Annotated in this window: 25 protein-coding genes and 2 other annotated features; of the genes, 23 read left to right on the top strand and 2 right to left on the bottom strand. The window is 35.6% G+C overall.

What is annotated here, in order from left to right; all coding sequences use genetic code 11:
* The first annotated feature begins 2 nt into the window (after nt 1–2).
* The 11 genes from RRB46_RS03875 (at nt 3) to RRB46_RS03825 (ending at nt 7,921) form a co-directional block, all read left to right on the top strand.
* Nucleotides 3–656 carry a CpsD/CapB family tyrosine-protein kinase gene (locus RRB46_RS03875; protein WP_296126799.1) on the top strand — a complete coding sequence of 218 codons (654 nt, stop codon included), beginning with the start codon at nt 3–5 and terminating at the stop codon, nt 654–656.
* Complete coding sequence (locus tag RRB46_RS03870; protein WP_311537561.1) at nt 656–1,429, top strand: CpsB/CapC family capsule biosynthesis tyrosine phosphatase; 774 nt, start codon at nt 656–658, stop codon at nt 1,427–1,429. Before RRB46_RS03875 ends, RRB46_RS03870 begins: the two co-directional genes overlap by 1 nt.
* Nucleotides 1,426–1,914, top strand: a complete 489-nt coding sequence (locus RRB46_RS03865; protein WP_311537560.1) for an SH3 domain-containing protein — start codon at nt 1,426–1,428, stop codon at nt 1,912–1,914. Before RRB46_RS03870 ends, RRB46_RS03865 begins: the two co-directional genes overlap by 4 nt.
* 908 nt (nt 1,915–2,822) lie before the next feature.
* On the top strand, nt 2,823–3,008 hold the full coding sequence (locus RRB46_RS03860) for a type II toxin-antitoxin system HicA family toxin (RefSeq protein WP_311537559.1): 186 nt from the start codon (nt 2,823–2,825) through the stop codon (nt 3,006–3,008).
* Nucleotides 3,009–3,037: 29 nt separating this feature from the next.
* A complete protein-coding gene (locus RRB46_RS03855) occupies nt 3,038–3,481 on the top strand; it encodes a type II toxin-antitoxin system HicB family antitoxin (protein ID WP_311537558.1) in 444 nt (147 codons plus the stop codon).
* Nucleotides 3,482–4,172: 691 nt separating this feature from the next.
* Entirely contained in the window at nt 4,173–5,501 is a 1,329-nt protein-coding gene (locus RRB46_RS03850; protein ID WP_311537557.1) for an AAA family ATPase, read from the top strand.
* A 23-nt stretch (nt 5,502–5,524) separates the two neighbouring features.
* Nucleotides 5,525–5,785: a TIGR04076 family protein gene (locus RRB46_RS03845; RefSeq protein ID WP_311537556.1), complete on the top strand. Its 261-nt coding sequence runs from the start codon at nt 5,525–5,527 to the stop codon at nt 5,783–5,785.
* 79 nt (nt 5,786–5,864) lie between these two features.
* Nucleotides 5,865–6,350 (top strand): DUF1294 domain-containing protein, encoded by a 486-nt coding sequence (locus tag RRB46_RS03840; RefSeq protein WP_311537555.1) that lies wholly within the window; start codon nt 5,865–5,867, stop codon nt 6,348–6,350.
* 516 nt (nt 6,351–6,866) lie between these two features.
* Nucleotides 6,867–7,070 (top strand): helix-turn-helix transcriptional regulator, encoded by a 204-nt coding sequence (locus tag RRB46_RS03835; protein ID WP_311531271.1) that lies wholly within the window; start codon nt 6,867–6,869, stop codon nt 7,068–7,070.
* Between the two features lie 8 nt (nt 7,071–7,078).
* The gene (locus tag RRB46_RS03830) at nt 7,079–7,492 is read left to right on the top strand and encodes a histidine kinase (RefSeq protein WP_311537554.1); all 414 of its coding nucleotides are present in this window, start codon (nt 7,079–7,081) and stop codon (nt 7,490–7,492) included.
* 6 nt (nt 7,493–7,498) lie between these two features.
* Nucleotides 7,499–7,921, top strand: a complete 423-nt coding sequence (locus tag RRB46_RS03825; RefSeq protein WP_311537553.1) for a GNAT family N-acetyltransferase — start codon at nt 7,499–7,501, stop codon at nt 7,919–7,921.
* A gap of 38 nt (nt 7,922–7,959) precedes the next feature.
* On the opposite strand, the gene RRB46_RS03820 is transcribed toward RRB46_RS03825, so the two are convergent.
* Nucleotides 7,960–9,018, bottom strand: coding sequence for an endonuclease/exonuclease/phosphatase family protein (locus RRB46_RS03820; protein ID WP_311537552.1), 1,059 nt, complete (start codon nt 9,016–9,018; stop codon nt 7,960–7,962).
* A gap of 97 nt (nt 9,019–9,115) precedes the next feature.
* On the opposite strand from RRB46_RS03820, the gene RRB46_RS03815 reads away from it, so the two are divergent.
* From RRB46_RS03815 to RRB46_RS03780, 8 genes are all read left to right on the top strand, one after another.
* Nucleotides 9,116–9,811 (top strand): YjjG family noncanonical pyrimidine nucleotidase, encoded by a 696-nt coding sequence (locus RRB46_RS03815; RefSeq protein WP_311537551.1) that lies wholly within the window; start codon nt 9,116–9,118, stop codon nt 9,809–9,811.
* A gap of 201 nt (nt 9,812–10,012) precedes the next feature.
* A complete protein-coding gene (gene mgtE, locus RRB46_RS03810) occupies nt 10,013–11,338 on the top strand; it encodes a magnesium transporter (RefSeq protein WP_311537550.1) in 1,326 nt (441 codons plus the stop codon).
* Between the two features lie 165 nt (nt 11,339–11,503).
* Nucleotides 11,504–11,739 (top strand) — a binding site (T-box leader).
* A 56-nt stretch (nt 11,740–11,795) separates the two neighbouring features.
* The gene (locus tag RRB46_RS03805) at nt 11,796–12,980 is read left to right on the top strand and encodes an ABC transporter substrate-binding protein (RefSeq protein ID WP_311537549.1); all 1,185 of its coding nucleotides are present in this window, start codon (nt 11,796–11,798) and stop codon (nt 12,978–12,980) included.
* Nucleotides 12,981–13,157: 177 nt separating this feature from the next.
* Nucleotides 13,158–13,400 (top strand) — a binding site (T-box leader).
* A 58-nt stretch (nt 13,401–13,458) separates the two neighbouring features.
* Nucleotides 13,459–14,610: an ABC transporter substrate-binding protein gene (locus RRB46_RS03800; RefSeq protein ID WP_311537548.1), complete on the top strand. Its 1,152-nt coding sequence runs from the start codon at nt 13,459–13,461 to the stop codon at nt 14,608–14,610.
* Nucleotides 14,611–14,625: 15 nt separating this feature from the next.
* On the top strand, nt 14,626–15,513 hold the full coding sequence (locus tag RRB46_RS03795) for a branched-chain amino acid ABC transporter permease (RefSeq protein WP_311537547.1): 888 nt from the start codon (nt 14,626–14,628) through the stop codon (nt 15,511–15,513).
* A gap of 1 nt (nt 15,514) precedes the next feature.
* Nucleotides 15,515–16,492 carry a branched-chain amino acid ABC transporter permease gene (locus RRB46_RS03790; RefSeq protein WP_311537546.1) on the top strand — a complete coding sequence of 326 codons (978 nt, stop codon included), beginning with the start codon at nt 15,515–15,517 and terminating at the stop codon, nt 16,490–16,492.
* Nucleotides 16,482–17,264 (top strand): ABC transporter ATP-binding protein, encoded by a 783-nt coding sequence (locus RRB46_RS03785; protein WP_311537545.1) that lies wholly within the window; start codon nt 16,482–16,484, stop codon nt 17,262–17,264. The genes RRB46_RS03790 and RRB46_RS03785 overlap by 11 nt, the downstream gene beginning before the upstream one ends.
* A 17-nt stretch (nt 17,265–17,281) precedes the next feature.
* A complete protein-coding gene (locus tag RRB46_RS03780) occupies nt 17,282–17,989 on the top strand; it encodes an ABC transporter ATP-binding protein (protein ID WP_399529904.1) in 708 nt (235 codons plus the stop codon).
* A gap of 49 nt (nt 17,990–18,038) precedes the next feature.
* On the opposite strand, the gene RRB46_RS03775 is transcribed toward RRB46_RS03780, so the two are convergent.
* The gene (locus tag RRB46_RS03775) at nt 18,039–19,406 is read right to left on the bottom strand and encodes a leucyl aminopeptidase (protein WP_311537543.1); all 1,368 of its coding nucleotides are present in this window, start codon (nt 19,404–19,406) and stop codon (nt 18,039–18,041) included.
* A gap of 95 nt (nt 19,407–19,501) precedes the next feature.
* Between RRB46_RS03775 and RRB46_RS03770 the strand changes: the two genes are divergently transcribed.
* From RRB46_RS03770 to RRB46_RS03755, 4 genes are read left to right on the top strand one after another with little or no spacing between them, the layout of a single operon-like run.
* On the top strand, nt 19,502–20,212 hold the full coding sequence (locus tag RRB46_RS03770; protein ID WP_311537542.1) for an alpha/beta hydrolase: 711 nt from the start codon (nt 19,502–19,504) through the stop codon (nt 20,210–20,212).
* Nucleotides 20,213–21,070, top strand: a complete 858-nt coding sequence (locus tag RRB46_RS03765) for a hypothetical protein (RefSeq protein WP_311537541.1) — start codon at nt 20,213–20,215, stop codon at nt 21,068–21,070.
* A 3-nt stretch (nt 21,071–21,073) separates the two neighbouring features.
* A complete protein-coding gene (locus RRB46_RS03760) occupies nt 21,074–21,994 on the top strand; it encodes a phosphatidylglycerol lysyltransferase domain-containing protein (RefSeq protein WP_311537540.1) in 921 nt (306 codons plus the stop codon).
* Nucleotides 21,995–22,279, top strand: a complete 285-nt coding sequence (locus tag RRB46_RS03755; RefSeq protein WP_311537539.1) for a DUF503 domain-containing protein — start codon at nt 21,995–21,997, stop codon at nt 22,277–22,279.
* Nucleotides 22,280–22,355 lie beyond the last annotated feature (76 nt).

Here is a 22,355-nt window from a genome sequence, read left to right as displayed (position 1 = left end):
TTATGGCTAAAAAACATTCTTATTATAATTCAAGTCTATATGATGAGGCTATTCGTTCTGTCAGAACTAATATCCAATTTGCAGATATTGATCACAAAAATAAAATAATCGCTATGACTTCTTCTAAGCCTAGTGAGGGGAAGACTACTGTAGTCTACAAACTTGCCCAATCTTTTGCTGAAAATGGAGAGAGGGTTGTCCTCCTAGATTTCGACCTTAGGGCTCCTAAGGTAGGGGTTGTGGCTGGTATTGATAATAACGTGGGCCTTACCAATGTTATTACAGGCAAGCTCGAGCTTGATAGAGCTCTTTATAGGGACAAGGGTCAGGAGAATCTTTTCTTGCTCCTTTCAGGTCCTACACCACCTAACCCAGCTGAGATTTTAGCTTCTAACCATATCAAGGACTTGGTTAATGAATTATCCCAGTCTTTTGACTATGTATTTATAGACACACCTCCAGTAGGTCTATTCACAGATGCATCTATTGTGTCTACCTTCTGCGATGGTATGATTTTTGCAATTAAATCCAATGATACCAAAAAGGAAGAGATAGCTAGAGCCCTTGATAATCTAAAGAAGGTTAATGCCAAGGTTATCGGTGCTGTCCTTACCTTTGCTGATGTCAAAGAATTTAATTATAAGGGATACTATTAATGATTGATACACACTGCCATATTATCTATGGAGTGGATGATGGGTCTAGGTCGATTGAAGAATCGATGAAGATGGTAGAAATCTACTTGGCTAATGGCTTTACAAAAACTATTGCCACAAGCCACTTCGATAGGTCTAGATATATGGTTGATCCTGACGAGATTAGAGAAAAAGCTGCCATCCTTAATGCAGAGATTGCAAAAAGAGGCATGGATTTTATCATATATCCGGGCCATGAAATCCAGGTAGAGCCTAATACTGTCAAGCTTATAAATGATGGTAGTCTAAACAAACTTGCTGATAGCAGGTATGTTCTATTGGAATTGCCCTTTATGAACAAGGCCCTATTCCTTAAGGATTTGATTTTTAATATCCAGCTGGAGGGCTTGGTACCAATCATTGCCCATGCTGAAAGATATGCCTATGTCAAGGAAAATCCTGACTATCTTCTAGATTTCATCAAGATGGGTGCTCTAATCCAGGTCAATTACTCATCGATAGTTTCAAGCCAAAGGACTACAAGGACCTTACTTGAGAGAAACATGGTCCATTTCTTAGGGACTGATGCCCACCAATCAGAGTGGAGAAGCCCAAATATCAAGGATGAAAAGAGAGAAATCATTGATATAATTGGGGAGGATAAGTTTAAAATCCTAGCAGAAATTAACCCACAAAAGATTTTGGATGATGAGTATATAGGCTCAGGATACGACCAGATTAAGGAAGCTAAAAAGAAGAAGAGATCTATATTCAATTTTTGGAGAAAGAAATGAAATTAAGAAATATAATTTTAACTCTTTTTGCCCTTGCCCTGCTTGCATCATGCAACAAAGAGGAAGAAGTATATGAGAAAAGAGATGTAAAAGTAGAGTCTGTATTTGATAATATAGAAGGCAAAGAGGAAGAAAAGCCAGCCGAAGAGGCGAAGGAAGAAAAGAAGAAAGAAGAGCCTAAGAAGGAAGAAGCTGAAAAGCCAGCTGATAATCAAGAGGCTAATCAAAATCCTCAGAATAACCAAAACCCTGCTAATAACCAAAATCCAGCAGATAATAACCAGGCCAATAAGCAAACAAAGACAGCAAATGTCCTTGCTAACCTTAGAGAAGGCCCTACAGCATACGAGGAAAACTTCATCCTATCAGTTCCAGCTGGCAGCCAAGTGGAATTTGTAGAAGAAATCTATCAAGACGGAGTAGCTTGGTCCAAGGTAAGATTTAACGGCCGTGAAGGCTTCATAAGATCAGACTTATTAAGATAAAAACAAACTTCTCAGACCCAAAAAAGTTGGGTTTGGGGAGTTTTTTTTAATTGGGGAAAGGAAGTTTTCTTCGAAAACTTTTCTTATTATAAGGTAATGGTCATATTTACCTAATGCCGATGTAGACACAGAACCCTTTATTAAAAGAACCATGAGTTCTCTCACTCCGTTCGAGAAGGGTGTGTGTGTTCGTACGGGGTTAGTCTACAGAAGCCGACGGACTTGTCTCACATAAGTTCGAGGAGGGAGGTTGCGGTCCTAACTTAGCTTAAAATATTAAAGATTGGGAATTTTTAAGAAAATTATTTATTAAAGTTTTGAATATGAATTTTTTCCTTCCTTAGTTTCGACCGAGCCTAGCGAGTGGAGAAAACTATTACGAATAATCAAATTTTTAGAAATACCATGAACGATATGTTACTCATGCGAGGGGTAGATATAGTTGTGCTTTGATTTGAATAAATTATGAGTCATTAGCAGGTCTAATAGAAATGTCTCCTAGAGCCGACGGGCTTCCAACATAGCTTGAAGCAAGGTAAGGAGAGTTTTCTGCGAAAACTTTTTGTAGATGTAAGTTGATGGTCATATTTAGCTAATGCCGATGTAGATACAGAACCCTTTATTAAAATAACCATGAGGTCCTCCAGGAGCCGGACGGGCTTGCCCTCACATCCGTTCGAGAAGGGAGATGACGCTTCGTACAGGTTTGGTTTCCTTGAGCCGACGGGCTTGCCTCGCATATGTTCGAGAAGGATAGTGGCGACAACCGAGTTTTCTTCCTTCCCTTATTTCGACCCTAGTGGGGAAATCTGTTGTTTAGGAATTATTGAAATAGGTTTATTTGATGAAATTCTAATTGACAGCACGTATAAATACGTAGTATAATAAATATGTCAGGAGGTATAAAAATGCCGATGACACAAAATGAAATGGTCAAGCTACTTAAAAAACATGGTTTTTTAAAAGTAGATGGAGGTAAAGGGAGTCATGTAAAAATGACTAAGCCCGGACTTCCAAGACCTATTATCATACCACATGGTGAACTTAAAAAGGGAACTGAGCGTGGTATTTTAAAGGATGCGGGGCTTTTATAGTCCCCATTCTTAAAAAAGAGAGGTATATTATGTTAGTTTCTTATCCTGCAATTTTTTATTATACACCAGAAGAAGGTGGTTATTATGTTTACTTTCCAGACTTAGAGGGGGCAGGTACCCAAGGTGATACCATTGAAGATGCCTTATTTATGGCGAGTGATTATCTAGGAATATTGGCAAGTGACCTTGTGGAAACAGAAGGCAGGCTTCCAAGTAAATCATCAATTAAGGATTTATCAATCAAAGATGATTTTCCTTTTAAAGATGATCCAGAGTTTGATGGCTACTATGATGAGGAAAAATCATTTGTATCAATGGTGTATGTAGACTTGAAGGACTATTTTGCAAGCCAGGAACTTGTGAAAAAAACCCTATCAATTCCTAAATGGTCGAACGATCTAGGAAATAAATTAAATATTAATTTTTCAAAGGTTTTAACTGATGCAATAGTAAGTGTTGCTAATGGTAAATAAATGTAAGGGGCTTTGTAAGTCCCTTTTTTAGTCGGCTTCAACAAGAAACTATTTTAGCTTTGAATGTAATAAATAATGATAACCGAGCTTACTTTTTCATTGTCACTTAACATTCCCACGCCTCATTACGACCTCTTCTCCTTCCCTTATTCCGACTGCTCAAATTTTAAGAAATACTTAGGACAAGATATTACTTATACGAAGAGTAAATATAGTTGAGCTTTGATTTTATAAAAAAGTGACGTCTGAACAGGTCTAATAGACATGTCTCCAGGAGCCGACGGGCTAGCCACTACTGTCGATGAAAGGGAAGGAGAAGTTTTCTGCGAAAACTATCTGTTTTATAAGGTATGGTTATATTTAGCTAATGCCGATGTAGTTACAGAACCCTATATGTACATAGCTATGAGTTCTCTCACATGCGTTCGAGAAGGGAATGGTTATTCGGACAGATATGCTTCTCATTGCGTTCGAGAAGAGAAATGGTGACTACAGAGTTTTCTCTTTTCTCTTGTTTAGACCGAGCCTAGCGAGTGGAGAAATTATTATATATTTTAATTTATAATGCGTATTTGCGGTAAAATAGCACCATTTCTATTGCGTATTTGTAGGTAAATGGCATTTATTCTATTGCGTATTTGTGGTATAATGATATAAATTATAATGCGTATTTGTAAGATGGGTGGTTTATATGTTTAAAAGAAAGATTTATAAGGACCTTCTAGATTGGAAGGATTCTTCCAAGGGTAGTACAGCTCTCTTGATTGAAGGAGCTAGGCGTGTTGGTAAATCTACTATTGCTGAAGAGTTTGCTAAGGCTGAGTATAAGTCTTATATTTTGATTGATTTTGCTTTTGCACCAGGCCACATTATTGATCTTTTTAAAGATGTTAATGATTTGGACTATTTATTTTTACAGCTGCAATTACACTATGGTGTAGATCTCCATGAGAGAGAGTCTTTGATTATTTTTGATGAGGTTCAATTTAATCCTCTTGCTCGTCAAGCCATAAAAAAGCTTGTTGCCGATGCTAGGTATGATTATATTGAAACTGGGTCACTAATTTCAATCAAGAAAAATGTTGAAGGTATTTTAATTCCTAGTGAAGAGAGGAAAATTGAGATGTTTCCTATGGACTTTGAGGAATTTTTATGGGCTACTGGTGAAGGTGTAACTAATAATATGCTTGAAAAATTTTTCACTAGCAAAAAGCCTCTTGGTGAGGATGCTAATAGGAATATGATGAGGCTTTTTAGGCTTTATATGCTTGTAGGTGGTATGCCTCAGGCTATCAAGGCTTATATTGATACTAATAATTTTAGGATGGTGGACCAAGTTAAAAGAGATATTATCAATCTTTATGAGCAGGACTTTTATAAGATTGATCCAAGTGGAAAAATATCTACACTTTTTGATTCGATACCTGCTGAATTGGCTAGGTCTTCATCTAGGTATCAAGTGTCAAGCGTTATTAAAAATTCAAGGGCTAGTGATTTGCTTGAAGAGATTTCTGAGCTTAAAGCGTCTAAAACCGTACTGATAGCCTATAATGCCAATGATCCTAGCACGGGTCTATCCAGAAATTTAAACCTTGATAAGTTTAAGATGTATTTAGCTGATACTGGGCTAATGGTTACTCTTATGTTTAAGGATAGGGATTTCACAGATAATGTCATATATAAGAAGATCCTTTCCAATAAATTGTCATCTAATTTAGGTATGCTTTATGAAAATATTGTCGGACAAACATTCGCTGCTAAAGGATATAAGCTCTTTTACCATACTTATTATGACAAGACTGCAAAGAGGACTTATGAGATAGATTATTTGATAACAGAGGCTAATAAGATTAGCCCTGTAGAGGTAAAATCTTCTAATTATAGGAAGCACACATCTTTGGATGAATTTTCCAAAAAATATTCCAAGAATATTGGAAATAAGTATGTGATCCATAATAAGGATTTTAAGAAGGAAAAGGATATATACTACCTACCATTTTATATGGCTCAATTTTTATAGGTGGCATTGGTTAGGAGAAGATTATGAGACCAAAAATTAAAATTACTTTAGTTGATAAGAAGGGGGATTGTCCTTGTCATAAGGGCTATCAGATTGGACAAACTTGGGATTTTGATACTGATAGGGGAGAGTTTTGTTCGCTTGCTATGCATACTCTCTTTCCTATGGTGGATATTCTCCGTTATGGGGGCAAGCTTCCTAAGTCTAGGGCTGGGGATGTGCGTTTTGCTTGTCCTGATGCTGATGTGATTAATATTTTTAGATTAGAGAAGATCGATGAATAATATTTTTATTTATATATTTCTAATCAATTTATTTGGATTTCTTTTATACATTCCTTATAAGTCTATGAGGTCAGGAGTTTTGAAAAGTATTTTGATCTTAATTCTCTATTTGATAGGAATTTGTGGAGGGTCCTTGGGACTTATCCTTGCTATTTTGATCTTTGATAGGAATGCAGCCAAAGATGGGCTTAGTCTGAAGGTTTTTGCCTTTGCTAGTTTTGTAATTGAGCTTGCTTTGCTCTTGATTTTTAGAAAGGATATGGGAAGTCTTTCTTTTGATTTTGTCAGATTTTTTGAGGATAGGCCATATTTATTTGTATATGTGCTAAGTATTAATCTGATAAGTTTTTTAGCCTTTGGCTTTGATAAGCATAGGGCTAATAGAGATAAGCGGAGGCTTAAAAATGGTCTTTTGCTAGGCCTATCTTTTATTGGAGGGGCTATCGGTGGCCTTATTGGTATGAAGGTTTTTAGGCACAAGACCAAGAAGGCTTATTATAAAATGGGTCTGTCTCTTATGATTTTGATGCAGGTTTTGATATTGGTTTTGTTTATGAATGTGTAATAGGTTTTGAGGTGAAGGGGTGTTTTCTTCGAAAACTTTTGTTTTCATAAGGTTATGGTTTTATTTACCTAATGCCGATGTAGTTACAAGACCCACTATGATCAGAACCATGAGTTCTCTCGCAAAGCTCGAGAAGGGAAGGGGCGCTTCGTACTGGCTTGGTCTCTATGAGCCGACGGGCTTGTCTCACATAAGTTCGAGAAAGAAAAGCGATGACGCCAAAGATTTCTTCTTTTCCCTTGTTACGTCACATTCCATTCCCTTATTCCGACCGATGTGGAGGAATCTATTACATATACTTAAATTTTAAGAAATACTTAGAACGGCATGTTACTTATACATCGAGTAAATATAGTTGTGCTTTAACTTTAATAAATAATAGGGATATAGCAATTCAAATATGTAGTTCTATGTAAGAGATTTTTTATTTATACTTGTATAAATTTTATAAATATGGTACTATAAAAGTAACATAAATAGTACTATAAATGTAACAAAAAAGAAGGGTTTTCTATGATAGAAGTAGAAATAGATAATAGAATCAAAGAATTTAGGAAGGAAATGGGTCTTTCTCAAAATGCCCTGGCAAAAATGGTCGGTCTTAAGCGCAGATCGATAATGGCTTATGAAAATAATACTATAAGCCCGACCCTGGAGACTGCCTATAAGATTTGCAAGGTTTTTGATAAAGACATCAAGGAAGTATTTATTTTTAAATAGGAGAAATTATGGGATTATTATTTAATTCAAATGAAGAAATAGAAGAAAAAGTAAAAGAAGCCTTTGGAGATGAGGGTGCCTACCTAGTAGCCTTTAAGCATAACTCAGCAGCTAAGGGCCTTATAAAATTACTCTTAAGCAAGTTATATTATGTATTTGATAGCACCAGGACCTTTATCTTACATTTTGGCCCAAAGGGAATCTATGAATCTGAAATGTCCAATTCACTAAAAAAAGACTTCCTCTTCATAGCCTGGAATGAGATAGAGGATATAAGCATAGACTATTCTTATAAAAATATCCTAAAAATTAACCACCTAGGCAAGGTCTACCAATACGAAATCCCATATAAGGGCAAGATTTTTGTAAATAATGAGAAAAATATAGAAAAGCTTCTGGATAATGATTGGTTTAGGGTTTAAAAACTTATGAAAAAGATCGAAATAATAGATTATTTCCCTGCTTATGATATAAGTTTGGCTTGGTATAAAGACCCCCTAACTGTGAAGATGGTTGATGGGGCCCAGAAAGCTTATGAGTTGGATGATCTTATTAGGATGTATACTTATTTATCTAAGCACGGGGACTTATTTTATATAGAATATGATAATAAGCTTATTGGTGATTGTGCTATTTTTGATGATAATATGGTTGCCCTTGTTCTTGATAAGGATTATAGGGGCAAGGGTCTTGGTTCTCTTGTTTTAAAAAGTTTGATTGATTATGCTAAAGATAAGGAACTTAGATATTTAAAGGCTGAGATCTATGATTTTAATGAGCCTAGTCTTAATTTATTTAGTAAATTTGGCTTTAAAGAGTGCGGAAATGAACTTTATAGGCTTGATTTATAGATAAGAAAGGCCCAAGGCATATGCTTTGGGCTTTTGTCTTACTTATTTTCTTTTTCTAGTTTGAATTCCAAGAGGACTGGGTTGTGGTCGCTATTTACGAAGCCTAGTTTTTGGCCTTCGACTTTATTTACTATGACATTTTTGCTGACTATGAAGCCATCTATTATGCATTCGTAGGAGTCATTTGGGTCGTATGGCTTGTGGTTGAGTCTTGAGGAGTTTGTGTTTTCATCAAAGACTGTTTTGAAATCATCTGACATATATTCATAAGGGAATGGTGATGGATGCCACATGTCTTCTGGTGTGTCTGTTTTGTGACCTTCTCTTAGTTCTTGGTTAAAGTCTCCACCTACTATTACGTAGTTGCCTTTTTTATATTCTTCTGCCATGAAGGCTAGGATTTGTTTGGTCTGGGCAAGCCTTCCATTTGAGCCTGATTCGTAGGCATCTAGGTGGGCATTGACAAGGACTAGCTGCTTATCAGTTCCCTCGATTGGGAGGTAGGATGCGTTGAAGCCTCTTTTTAGGTTGGCGAGCCTTACAGGCCACTTATGTGGGATTGGTTGTTGGTATCTAAAGGATGATTCGATTTGGTATTTGGAATTTGTATAGATTCCTGAATTTACCTTGCCCATTGGAGGGAAGGGAATTGGGACGAAGTTTACCTTGTAATTGTAGGCGAAGGTTGAAATACCGTCTAATTTATTGTCGAAAAATTCGACTTCATTTATGTGATAGGTTCTTTTGGAATTGCTATCCACTTCTTGGAGCAGACATAGATCTGGGTCGATTTTATTTATGGAGTCTGCTATGCCTGTTAGGGCCTTTTCTACATGGTCTTTTGATATAGGAAAGACCATGTTACCTCCATCCATAAAGAAGTCTGTATCTTTATCTAGGCCAGCATAACCTATGTTCCATGTTAGTAGCTTGTAATTGTGATCTTGTTCTAGTTTTTGGTCTTTGGTTCCGGTTACTGCTATTTCTTCTACATCTTTTGGATTATATTCTGTTATCATTAGATAAACTAAAAGAAGGATAAAGGCTAGTAAGACGATACCTACAAGACCAAGTAATATTTTTATTGTTTTTTTCATAAGCACCTCTCTTTTAAAATAAGCTTATCACTTATAAAGAATTTTGTAAATAGTTATAGCTTTAAATTAGGGTAAGATAAATAGGTAAGGAGATTGTATGAAGAAAATTTTATGGGATATAGATGGTACACTTTTAAATTTTGACCTGGCAGAAACTAGGGCGATTTTTGAGTGTTTTGATATATATGGTTTGGATAAGCCAAGTGATGAAATGATTAAGATCTATAAGCTTATAAATAAGTCATATTGGGAAAGGCTTGAAAGAGGCGAGGTAACTAGAGATCAGGTCCTTGTGGGAAGATTTGAGGATTTCTTTGCTGATTATGGTATAAATAGGTCAATAGCGGGTGATTTTAATAAGACTTATCAAGAAGAGCTTGGTAAGACCTATGTCTTTAATCCATATGGCAAGGAGATCATCGAAAAACTCCATGGCAAGTATGACCAATATGCTGTGACAAATGGATCTCTAACTGCTCAAAGAGGCAAGCTTGATGGGTCAGGACTAAATAAGATTTTTATCAAATCTTTTATTTCGGAACTTGTAGGATACGAAAAGCCTGATGAGAGGTTTTTTGACTATGTTTTTGACCATATAGGCTCGAGAAATCTTGATGATTATGTAATCATTGGTGATTCTTTAACTTCTGACATGCTTGGCGGAATCAGATCTAAGATTAAGACTGTTTGGTTTAATCCAAATGCTTTGGAAAATACATTGAATTTAGATATTGACTATGAGATAAGGTCTCTAAAAGAAGTTGATGGATTGATTGATAAAATATTTGCATAAATTGAATTTTAAAGATAAAAACTGTATAATCTGAACAGATAAGAAATGACATTAGGCCTATATCTTCATTAAGGTATAGGCACATTTGTTTAAGGAGGAATAATGGATAAGGCTGTGCCCGACCCGGATTTTAAGACAATAGGATACTAGTATAGTGGTGATTCTTTTTGCCATTATACAAATAAGAGAAATGAGGTAAAAATGGCAGAGAGAAAATATGATGTTGATAATCTTAAAAACTTACAAGAAGAAATCAACCAAATGAACCCTGTAGATATTGCTGACAAGCTTGAAATTTTGCCAGAAAAATCTGTAGCAATTTGGATTAAGCTTTTAAATAAGGATCTCTTGGCAGATGCTTTTACAGAATTAAGACCAGAAAATAAGGATAGAATCCTATCTATTTTATCAGAAGAAAATATTAAGGACCTAATCAAAGAACTAGACGAAGATGAGCTTGTAGATACCCTCCAGGAACTACCTGCAAATATTGTTCAAAAGTTAATGACAAGCCATATCGAAGATTCCAGGAGAACTATTATTAACGAGCTATTAGGATATCCAGAGGAATCTGTCGGTTCTATAATGACAGTTAACTTCCTATCTGTAAAATCTAGTGAATCTCCAGCTAAGGCTATGGAAAAGGTCATGAATTCTGACCTAGATGCTGAAAAGCTAGAGCAAATCTGGGTTACAGATGATTCTTTAGTCCTAATAGGATTTGTATTTATAGCCGATCTTATTAGAAATAAAAAATCTACTATCGAATCTATCACAGAGCCTATAACAGCTGTAGTAAGTCCAACAGACGACCAAGAGGTAGTAGCTAAGCTATCTATCAAATATGACCTAGGAGAGGTGCCAGTTACAGATTCTGAAGGAAGACTAATCGGTATCGTACCAGCAGAAGATGTTATCGACATCGTTCACGAAGAGATGCAAGAGGACTTTGCTAACGTAACAGGTATTTCTGATCAGTCAGAAACATACCTAGACGAACCAAGCAGGACCATTGCCAAAAATAGGACAACTTGGCTAGTAATTTGTTTAATTACTGCTACAATGACAGGCTTTATTATCCAAAGATATGAATCAATACTCGCCAAAGCTGTAGCCCTTACAGCCTATATACCAATGCTGATGGACTCCGGTGGAAACGCTGGAAGCCAAGCATCAACTACAATTATGACTCAATTATACAGTGGCGAGCTATCTGCTAAAGACTTCTTAAAAGTTATTTTTAAGGAAGCTAGGGTAGGAACACTTGTATCCCTAGTCCTTGTTGCTATCAACTTTATAAGGATAATAATAGTAGATAATGTAAGCCTTGCAGTAAATTTAACAGTGTCAATAACATTATTTTTGACAATAGTTCTATCAAATGTAATTGGTGGACTCTTGCCATTAATTGCTGATAAGCTAAAAATAGATCCAACCGTAATGGCTGGACCACTTATAACTACAATTGTAGATACAGGTGTACTTTTAATTTATTTTGAAGTAGCATCTCTACTTTTAGGTTTATAAATAACTACCGTATACTTATTAATGAGTATGCGGTTTTTTATTTGTATTATTGATATTTCAATATTTATGATTAGAGGCAACTTATAATAATTAAGTATTATAAATAAATATGATAAATTTATTTGACAAATAATAAAAGGGGTTATATAATATGAACTATCAAATACAAAAGCGTTGATGTGGAAGAGTAATTAGGATAGTCTTCAAGAGAGCTAGTGGTTGGTGCGAACTAGCAGGATGAAACTAACGAAAATCACCACTGAGCTTTCTTACCGAAAAGTAGGTAAGTGCGGGAGCTCCCGTTACAGAGCTATTCATTAAATGAAACTAAGTGCATCATTAGATGAAAAAGAGTGGTACCGCGGAGTGTAAAATTTTGTTTATTACCCTTCGTCTCTTTAACCAGTAGGGATAAAGAGACGGAGGTTTTTTTATTCCAAAAATAATGGAGGAAATTATGAATTTAAGAAAAAAATTTGCAGTTGGAATGTTATTAGCAGGCCTATTTTTATCAGCCTGTGGAAATGAAGGTGGAAACGAAAGCAAGAAGGCAGATGGAGCAAATAAACAAGAAGCAAGCGAAACAATAAAGCTTGGCAACTCTTCTCCTTTAACAGGTCCTTTATCAATCTATGGTCAAACTACTAATAATGGTATAAAACTTGCCATAGAAGAAGTAAATGCAAATGGCGGAATCCTAGGCAAGAAGGTTGACTGGGTAGAATATGATGATAAGGGAGAGATAACAGATGCTGTTACAAATTACAACAAACTTATGGAAGACAAGGTAGATGCAATCTTTGGTGGTGTTCCATCAAAACCAGCCTTAGCCATAGCAGAATCATCTGTTAATGATGGGGTATTATATATCACTCCAACAGCGACTCAAGCAAACATAACAGAAGGTAAGCCAAATGTATTTAGGACATGCTTTACAGATCCATTCCAAGGTGAAGTACTAGCACACTTCTCAAAGGAAAAGCTAAATGCTAAAAAGGTTGCAATCCTTCGTAATCAATCATCAGATTTCTCAATGGGAGTTGCTGATGTGTTTGAGAAAAAGGCTAAAGAATTAGGCATGGAAGTAGTGGCTGATGAATCATACGGCGATAGCGATACAGACTTTAAGGCTCAGCTTACAAATGTAAGAGGCCAAAACCCAGATGTCCTATTCATACCAGACTATTATGAAAAGGTAGCCTTAATAGCTCCTCAAGTAAAGGAAGCTGGCATAGATGCAACTCTAGTTGGTGCTGATGGTTGGGATACAGTCCTATCAGTAATGGATGAATCAAGCTTTTCATCATTAGATAATTCATACTTCTCAAATCAATTTACCCTAGAAGACCCATCTGAAGAAGTACAAACATTCTTAAAGAACTATAAAGAAAAATTTGGTGAAAACCCATCAACATTTGCAGCAGAAGGCTATGACACAGTTTACCTATATAAACAAGCTGTAGAAGCAGCAGGAACAACAGAATGGGCTAAGGTTATAGATGCCCTAAAGAAAGTAGAATTTAAAGGCGTTACAGGATCATTTACCTATGATGAAAACAACAACCCAATCAAAACTGCTAAGATGATAAGAATAGAAAATGGTGAGTACAAATTCGATAGTGATGCAGGTACTAATAAATAATTATTTGTAAAAATTTATCAAGAATAAAAAGTAAATATTAGCTTTTGCTGGAAAATAATTAATAAGAGACTGGAAAATATAGCAATCGGCGGTAGCATATAATTAAATATCCAAACAAATCTATTTTTATTAAGAAAATATTTGACAAGTAGGTTTTGGGATATATAATATGTAAATATAAATGCTAAGAAATGGAATATTATAAGATAACTTATCTTTAAAGAGAGATATTGGATGGTGTGAAATATCAAGATGGGCCTTAGAACTAGCCATGAAGCAGCGCATTGAAAGATTAGTAGGTGTAGCCGGGAACTCCCGTTACAGAGTTATTCATTATATGATCAGAGTGCATCGTTTGATGAAGAAGAGTGGTACCGCGGAGTAGGTTAAATTTATGCAAACAAACCCTTCGTCTCTTCTACCATATGGTAGGAAAGACGGAGGTTTTTTTCTACCAAAAATAATTAGGAGGAAAAAAATGAACAAGAAAATTATAACCATGATTGCTATAGCAGGAGTAATATTTACAGGATGTGGAAGCGGAGCAAATAATAAAAATGTAGCTGATGAGAATACTATAAAAATCGGCTCAACCTTCCCACTAACAGGCCAATATTCCAACTACGGAGTATCAACTGTAAATGGAATAAAGATGGCAGTTGAAGAAATAAATGCCAACGGCGGGATAGATGGTAAAAAGATTAGCTTAGAATCCTTAGACGATAAGGGAGAGTTAACAGATTCTGTTACAAGTTATAGAAAGCTTGCAGAAAGTGGAGCGGCAGCTGTAATTGGTACAAACACCTCAAGCCCTTCACAGGCTATAGCTGAGGCAAGCCAAGCTGATGGCATACCAGTTATCACCCCAACAGGTACCGAAGAATCCATAACCGTAGGAAAGCCAAATGTTTTTAGAACATGCTTTACAAACCCTTACCAAGGAGATTTATTAGCAATTTATGCAAAGGATAGCTTAAAGGCAAAGACAGCTGCAATCTTAGAAAATACTGCAAGTGATTATTCAACAGGCATAGCTGATGCCTTTGAAAAGAAGGCAGAAGAGCTTGGAATCGAAATAGTTGCCAAGGAATCTTATGGAGAAAATGATACTGACTTTAAGGCCCAACTTACAACTATAGCTGGCAAAAATCCTGATGTATTGTTATTGCCGGAATATTATGAGAAATTATCACTTATTACACCACAAGCAAGAAATGCAAATATCAATGCAGCCTTCTTGGGTGGAGATGGTTGGGATGGAATCTTAAAGACAATGGACCCATCAAGCTATGATGTAATTGAAAATTCATACTTTACCAATCACTTTAGTATAGAAGATACTGATCCAAAGGTTCAAGAATTTATAAGTAAATACAAGGAAACTTATGGAGAAGATCCTACAGCATTTTCAGCCCTAGGCTATGACACAGTTTATATTATAAAACAGGGTTTTGAAGCAGCCCAGTCTGATTCAAATGGAGATAGATGCGCTTCAATAAAGGGTTTAAATTTTAAAGGCATCACAGGTTCATTTACCTTTGATGAAAATAACAACCCTAAAAAGGCAGCATCAATTATGAAGATAGAAAAAGGGGAATACAAGTTTGATTCAATTGTAAACCCTAGATAGAAAGAGGAGAGATTAATGGATTTTATTACCCAATTATTTAACGGGCTACAACTAGGCTCTATATATGCCCTTGTAGCCCTAGGGTATACGATGGTTTATGGTATAGCCAAACTTATCAACTTCGCCCACGGCGATATCATAATGGTAGGCGGCTATACTGTATTTCTTACCATCCAATTACCTATATTTAAGGCAGGCTTGCCACTATGGCTTGCTATAGTACCTGCCATATTAGTTTGTACGATTCTTGGCGTAGTCATAGAAAGAGTAGCCTACAAGCCACTTAGGAATTCTTCAAGAATTTCCTTACTCATAACAACCATAGGTGTGTCCCTATTTTTACAAAACTTATTTGTAAAGATATTTACATCAAGTGCAAAACCTATACCTGGGCTTTTCCCTCAAAAGTCTCTAAACTTTGGAGGAGTTCACCTATCACTTGCTACGATAGTTACAATCGTATCAACAATTATCCTAACATATTTATTGAACTTATTTGTAAATAAAACAAAACATGGTAAATCAATGCTAGCTGTAAGTGAAGACTACGGTGCTGCAGAGCTTGTTGGTATAAATGTAAATAAGGTTATGACAATGACCTTTGCAATAGGATCAGCCCTTGCAGGTGTAGCTTCAGTTTTATATGTAGCAAGCTATCCACAAATCCAACCTTTTATGGGATCAATGCTTGGTATTAAGGCCTTTACAGCAGCAGTCCTAGGAGGAATCGGAAGTATACCAGGAGCTGTTATAGGCGGTTTAATCCTAGGTATAATAGAAGTTTTGACCAGAGCTTACCTATCAAGTGCTTATGCAGATGCTATAGTATTTGTAGTATTGATTGTAGTTTTACTAGTAGCTCCAAATGGTTTATTTGGCAAGCTAGAGAAAGAAAAGGTGTGATATGTCCAAGAATAGAAAGAAAACTTATCTTATCACAACAGCATTAGTAGTATTATTTTTTGTAATAATCCAAAGTCTAATTGGACTTAATGTTTTAAATAGATATTGGCAAAATATCCTTGTACTAATTTGTATAAATATAATAATGGCCACAAGTCTTAACCTAACTGTAGGTGTCTTAGGACAAATTAACCTAGGCCACGCAGGCTTTATGGCAATAGGTGCTTATTCAGCAGCTTTATTTCTTAAAAGCGGTCTAGTAGGTGGATTTTTAGGATTTATACTTTCTATTATAATAGGAGGAGTGGTTGCAGCTATATTTGGTGTTTTAATAGGACTTCCTGTTTTAAGACTTACCGGTGATTATCTAGCTATAGTAACCCTAGCCTTTGGGGAAATTATAAGAGTACTTATAGAAAACTTAGGCTTTACAGGAGGTGCCCAAGGCCTAGCTGGTATCCCAACAACTAATGATTTTGGAAAATTTTATTTTGTGGCAGCCTTCCTTGTAGCTATGATATTTACCTATGCTTCTTGCCGTCATGGTAGGGCTGTCTTATCAATAAGAGATAACGAATTAGCAGCCCAAGCTTGCGGTATCAATATCACAAAGTATAAGACCTTTGCCTTTGCCCTTTCAGCGGTATTTGCAGGTATAGCAGGTGCCCTTTACGCTCAAAGCTTTGGGGTATTGGCAGCAAATATATTTAACTACAACAAGTCATTTGACTATCTAGTAATGGTAGTATTAGGCGGTATGGGATCAATGACAGGTGCAATTTTCTCATCAATAGGTCTAACAATTCTTCCAGAAATATTAAGACCACTTGCTGAATGGAGAATGGTAATCTATGCCCTAATCCTAATAGCTGTTATGATCTACAGACCTCAAGGTCTCTTAGGAAGAAAAGAATTCTCAATAAGAAATCTACTAAAGATAGATAAGTACAAGAAAGGAGATGTAGAAGGTGAACAGTAAAGAAATAATACATGATAATGTGCTTGAAGTAAAAGACCTTAGCATTTCCTTTGGAGGACTTAAGGCAGTATCTGATGTAACTTTTAACCTAAAAAAGGGAGAGCTCTTAGGCCTAATCGGCCCTAACGGAGCTGGTAAAACCACACTTTTTAATATGTTATCAGGAGTCTATACTCCTACAAGCGGTGAGATTTTACTAGATGGGGAGATGACCAATGGCATTTCTCCAGATAAGCTTTCAAAAATGGGTGTAGCAAGGACTTTCCAAAATATAAGGCTATTTGATAACCTAACAGTCCTAGATAATGTTAAACTTGCCATGAACCAATATATGGACTATGGAGTTCTTAGCGGTATGCTAAGATTTCCTAGCTTCTGGAAGGAAGAAAATAAAGCTACAGAGACAGCTAAGGAAATCTTAAGCCTCTTTAACCTAGAAAAATATTTCAGGGCCTTTGCGGGAAGTCTTCCTTATGGGGCCCAAAGAAAGTTAGAAATAGCAAGAGCTATGGCAACAAGACCTAAGCTTCTTCTACTAGATGAGCCAGCAGCAGGTATGAATGAGTCAGAAACTCAAGATCTTATGGATTCTATAAGGGTCATAAGAGAAAAAACCGGAGTTTCAATCCTATTGATAGAGCATGATATGAACCTGGTTTTAGGCATATCAGAAAGACTTATTGTTCTAAATTATGGAGAAATCCTTGCCCAAGGTGATCCTAAAGAAGTAATCTCAAATGAAGAAGTAGTAAGGGCCTATCTTGGCAGTTAGAAAGAGGAAATATGAGTATATTAAGAGTTGAAAATTTAAGTGTATATTATGGAAATATCAGGGCTCTTAAGGGTATAAGCCTTAAAGTAGAAGAAGGCGAAGTAGTTTCCTTGATAGGAGCCAACGGTGCTGGTAAAACTACAACCCTTCAGACTATTTCAGGTCTTTTGGATGCCAAAGAGGGTGATATTTTCTTTAATGAAAAGTCAATCAAAAAGGAAAAGACCTTTCAAATCACAAGAGATGGTATAGCTCAAGTACCTGAAGGAAGACGAGTATTTGCAGGTCTTTCTGTAGAGGATAATTTAAAACTTGGAACAATAGCTGTAGATAGGTCTGATGAGGAAAATCAAAAAGAACTTAAAAAGATTTACGAGCTTTTCCCAGTTTTAGAAGAAAGAAAAAATCAAAAAGCAGGTACCCTTTCGGGTGGTGAGCAGCAAATGCTAGCTATGGGCAGGGCCCTACTTACTAACCCTAAGGTGCTACTTTTAGATGAGCCTTCAATGGGTTTATCGCCTCTATTTGTAGATAAGATATTCGATACGATTAGGATTTTAAAAGAAGAAGGCAGGACAATCCTACTTGTAGAACAAAATGCAAATCTTGCCCTAGATATAGCCGACAGGGCCTATGTCCTAGAAACAGGCAAGATTGTAAAAGAAGGTAAGGCAAGTGATCTAAAGGCAGATCCAGATGTAAAGGCAGCCTACCTAGGTATATAAAAATAAATCCCAAGACTTAAGAAATCTCCTTAAAGTCTTGGGATTTTTATTAATAGTTTTTAGCTAAATTGTAAAGGGTCTTGACATGGACACCTGTTGCTCCAGTTTCATTTATTCCTTGTGGAGCTGATAGGTAGGCAGTTCCTGCTATATCAAGGTGAACCCATGGGCAAGCTTCGATGAAGTTTTCAATAAATTGACCAGCTGTTATAGATCCAGCCATTCTTCCACCAGAGTTTTTGACATCGCCATTTTCGCTCTTGTTATAGGTCTTAAAGAATGGGTCATTTGGAAGTTGCCAAATTTTCTCATCAGAATCTTCGCTTGCTTTTTTAACCTTAGCAAAGGCGGCATCATCATTTGTAACAGCGCCTGTGTAGGTTTCACCAAGAGCCACTAGGACTGCACCTGTAAGGGTTGCAAGGTCAACTAATAGGCTTGGCTTATATTCTGTAGCTGCGTAATTTACAGCATCTGCAAGAGTAATCCTTCCCTCAGCATCTGTATTATCTACATCTATTGTCATGCCATTTCTTGCTTTGATTATGTCGCCTGGCTTGTAGGCCCTTCCTGATATTAGGTTTTCGCAAGCTGCAACAATAGCTACAACATTGACCTTAAGCTTATTTGAAGCAATTGCCTTCATTGCACCGATAACTGTACCTGATCCACCCATGTCTGAGTTCATAGTCTTCATACCAGCAGAGGTTTTAATAGAATAACCACCTGCATCATAGGTTAGACCCTTACCAACTAAGGCTAGAGGCTCATTGTCACCCTTTAGGTATTCCATAACTATAAATTTAGGCTCCTTATCAGAGCCCTTAGCTACTTCATAAAAAGCAGTAAGACCCATATCAAGAATTTCATCCTTGCCATATATTTTTACATCAACACCAAGGTCTGATAAATTATCATGGGCAGCTTGGGCTAAAGTTTCTGGGTAGATGTCATTTGACCTTAGATTCACAAGGTCTCTTGCTAAAAATTGACCTTCTAAAACATTTGAAAGCTCTTCTAGGTCAGCTTTAAATGGTGAAAGGCTTTCATCAAAGTTAATTTCAGAAAGTTTTTGACAAGCTTTTTCGCTCTTGTAGTGGTCAAACTTATATGAAGCCACCATAGAGGCTTCTACTATTGCAAGGCAAAAGTCCTTATCATCAAGGTCTGTATTATTTGCTGAAAATGAAATAGTAGAAATATCCTTATCAGCTAAAAATCTTATAAGTTTAGCGACAGCTTCTTTTAGGACATCCTTAGTAAAGTCTTCCTTTTTGCCAAGGCCTAGTAGGATTTCTCCTTCAGCTTCTACTGGCAATATTTCACCACTTTTAGCACTAAAAAAATTATGCTTATTATCTTCTTCGAAAATAAAATTGATTTTGTTTTCTTTTTTATCATTAAAATTAAAGTTCATAGATCCTCCTTGCTTTTATTTTACTAATTATAAAAATATCTTCACTATAAAAGACTTATTAATAGAAAGTGATATAATTAATTAAAGGAGCTTTTATGAAAAGTAGTGAAGATGATTATATAAAATTAAGGGACGGAACCCACATTTTTTATAAGGAATATGGCCAGGGTGAAAATCTTTTTCTCCTTCATGGTAATGACGGGGATATGACATATTTTGAATATCAGATAGGATTTCTATCTAAGTATTTTCATCTTATTTTGATAGATTTTAGAGACCATGGATTTTCTGATAATAATAAGGATAAGCTCAGTTTTGAAATTATGGCAAATGACCTAAAGGAAGTCTACCAGGCTTTGGGCCTTAAGAAGGCTCACATTTTAGGTTTTTCTGATGGGGCAAATCTTGCCCTTGTATTTCATAAGATGTATGGAGAAATGATTGATAAACTAATTCTTAATGCTCCAAATGCAAGATTTGATGGGATTACACCTTTTGCAAAGGTCCTTATGATTTTAGAAAATATAGTCTGGACTATTTTGCCATTTTTTAAAAAGAATAAAAGGGTAGCAAGACTTCTGCTAGGAGATCTTAAGCTTGAAAAGTCGGACCTTAGAGATATTGACAATCCAACTATGATTATTGTTGGGTCTAATGATTTGATAAGGTTATCTCACATAAGAGGTATTGCACAAAACATTAGAGACTGCAAGTTTTATATTATAAAAAACCAGGGCCACAGGTTAGCAAGGAAGGCCCCAGAGATTTTTAATAAGCTTGTTTTAGATTTTTTGAAAGGAGATTAGATGAAATTAATTAAAAAATACAGGAAAAAATTTATACATTTTATATTTTTGTTTCTTGTCTTGATGGCTATATATTATTTAGCCAAGACTGCTACAGGTTTTAAAACCAGCCTCATTCTTGGAATGTTTTTGCTAGTGGGTATTGTTTATGTCTTTATAAGATTTAAGGATATTTTGATTTCACTGAGAAATAATTATGGAGAACTTGCCCTAAAGCTAGCTAGAGAATACATACAAAGGATCAATTCAATTTTTATTGGATTTTATGGTCTTGGCTTTCTTTTGAGTGTTAATGTGAGTGATAATTTAAATTATTTTCCCTTTAATGAATTTTCTTTTATGACAATTGTCCTTGTTAGGGCTCTTCTTGAATTTGTACTAGGCTTTGTCTTTTTAATCCTAGCAAGATTATCCTTTGATAGGCAAAAGAAATTTTTAAATATACTTTATCCACTTTTGGCTTTCACTGGATTTTATCTAATTCTAATAGGGGATACTGTTTTTAGCTTGGTTCCTCTTTTCTTGATAGGCTTTATTTCTTATCTAACAAGAGAGACTCTAATAAAAGATGCTTTTGTATTTAGTGTAGAAGAGATAATCATAGATTCGATTTTTGCAGGCTTTTGGGCTTTTATCTACCTAAAAAATATCGCTACAGATCAGCCTCTAGAAAATTATCCTTCCCTATATAAAATTTTGATTTTTTCAATTTTGATAGGTGCTGTTTTATTATGTCTAAAAATTATTCTTCTCTATATGAAAAAGGATGTTTTAATAAGCGATGAGCCAGATATAGGAGAATTTAGGGACTTTGTTCAAAAAAATACTCCTACAAGTTCAACTACAGCAGGTCTTTGATTTTTGAAGGATAAGTATATATATTATTACACTGATGAAAATGGTGAAAAGCTTGTTGCTTTTTTATATCAAATCGTAAATAACAAAATAATTGTCATGGGTGAGCCCTTTGGTGATAGGGCATATTTGGATGAGGCTTTGTCAGATTTTATAGATAAATCATTTATCAAATCTCTAAATCCAGTCTTTTATGAAGTTGGTGAGAAATTCACCCTTAATTTACACGATTATGGATTTGATTTTATGAAATTTGGTGAAAATGCCCTTATTGACCTCAGTGAATTTTCTTTAGCAGGGAGGAAAAAATCCTCTCTTAGAAATATCCTAAATAGGTTTGAAAAAGATGGTTATAAATTTGAAATCTTAGATCCTCCTTATGATGACAAGTTTCTTAATAGGCTTGAAATAATATCCGATAAGTGGCTTAAGGGCAGGGAAGAGAAGGGATTTTCCCTAGGATTTTTTGATAGAGATTATTTAAATGAATCAAGGCTTGGTCTTGTTTATGATAAAGAAGGAGATGTGACTGCTTTTACCAACATCATGCCAAACTATGACCCGGATGTAATGACCATAGATCTTATGAGGTATGACACAGATATGAATGTCAATTCTATGATGGATTATCTATTTTTAAATCTTTTCTTAAAGGCCAAGGAAGAGGGAATGAAATATTTCAACCTAGGTATGGCACCTCTAGCCAATGTTGGTAAGTACAAGTCAGCCTATTTGAGCGAGAGGGTTGCAGCCTTTATTTATGGCCACGCTGATAGCATCTATCCTTTTAAAGGGCTTAGAAATTATAAATCAAAGTATGCGAGCTTATGGGAGCCAAGGTACACCTGTTTTGGCAAGGGTAATCTGATTCTATCATCACTACTTGCAGTCTTCCTGGCTGATAAGAAGCACAACAAGGATATATAGATGTATGTCTACCTACTTGAAATTAATTTTATAATCTATGATGCCTTTTCTCTTAAGGATAAGAGAAGGACTGTGAGGTCGATTTTAGATTACGCTAGAAAGAATTTAAATATTTCTGCAGCAGAAATTTCTGACCTAGATATACTTAATAAAGCCCACTTGGGCTTTGTGACCATTAGTAATTCCAATAAGGTCGCTAGAAAAATTATTGATGATTTGATAAATAGGATCGAATCTACTTATCCAATAGAAATTTTAGAGAAAAATATAGAAAGTTTAGCCTAGTTTTTGGGTATATTTTAAGTGAAAGAAAGACTAACTATTAAAAGTCAAGAGGTAAAATGCTAAAAATATAAGAATT

The sequence above is a fragment of the uncultured Anaerococcus sp. genome, from assembly GCF_963512375.1.
GTDB lineage: Bacteria > Bacillota > Clostridia > Tissierellales > Peptoniphilaceae > Anaerococcus.
The sequence above is the reverse complement of the archived record's forward strand: the minus strand, read 5'-3'. Positions and strand labels throughout refer to the sequence as shown.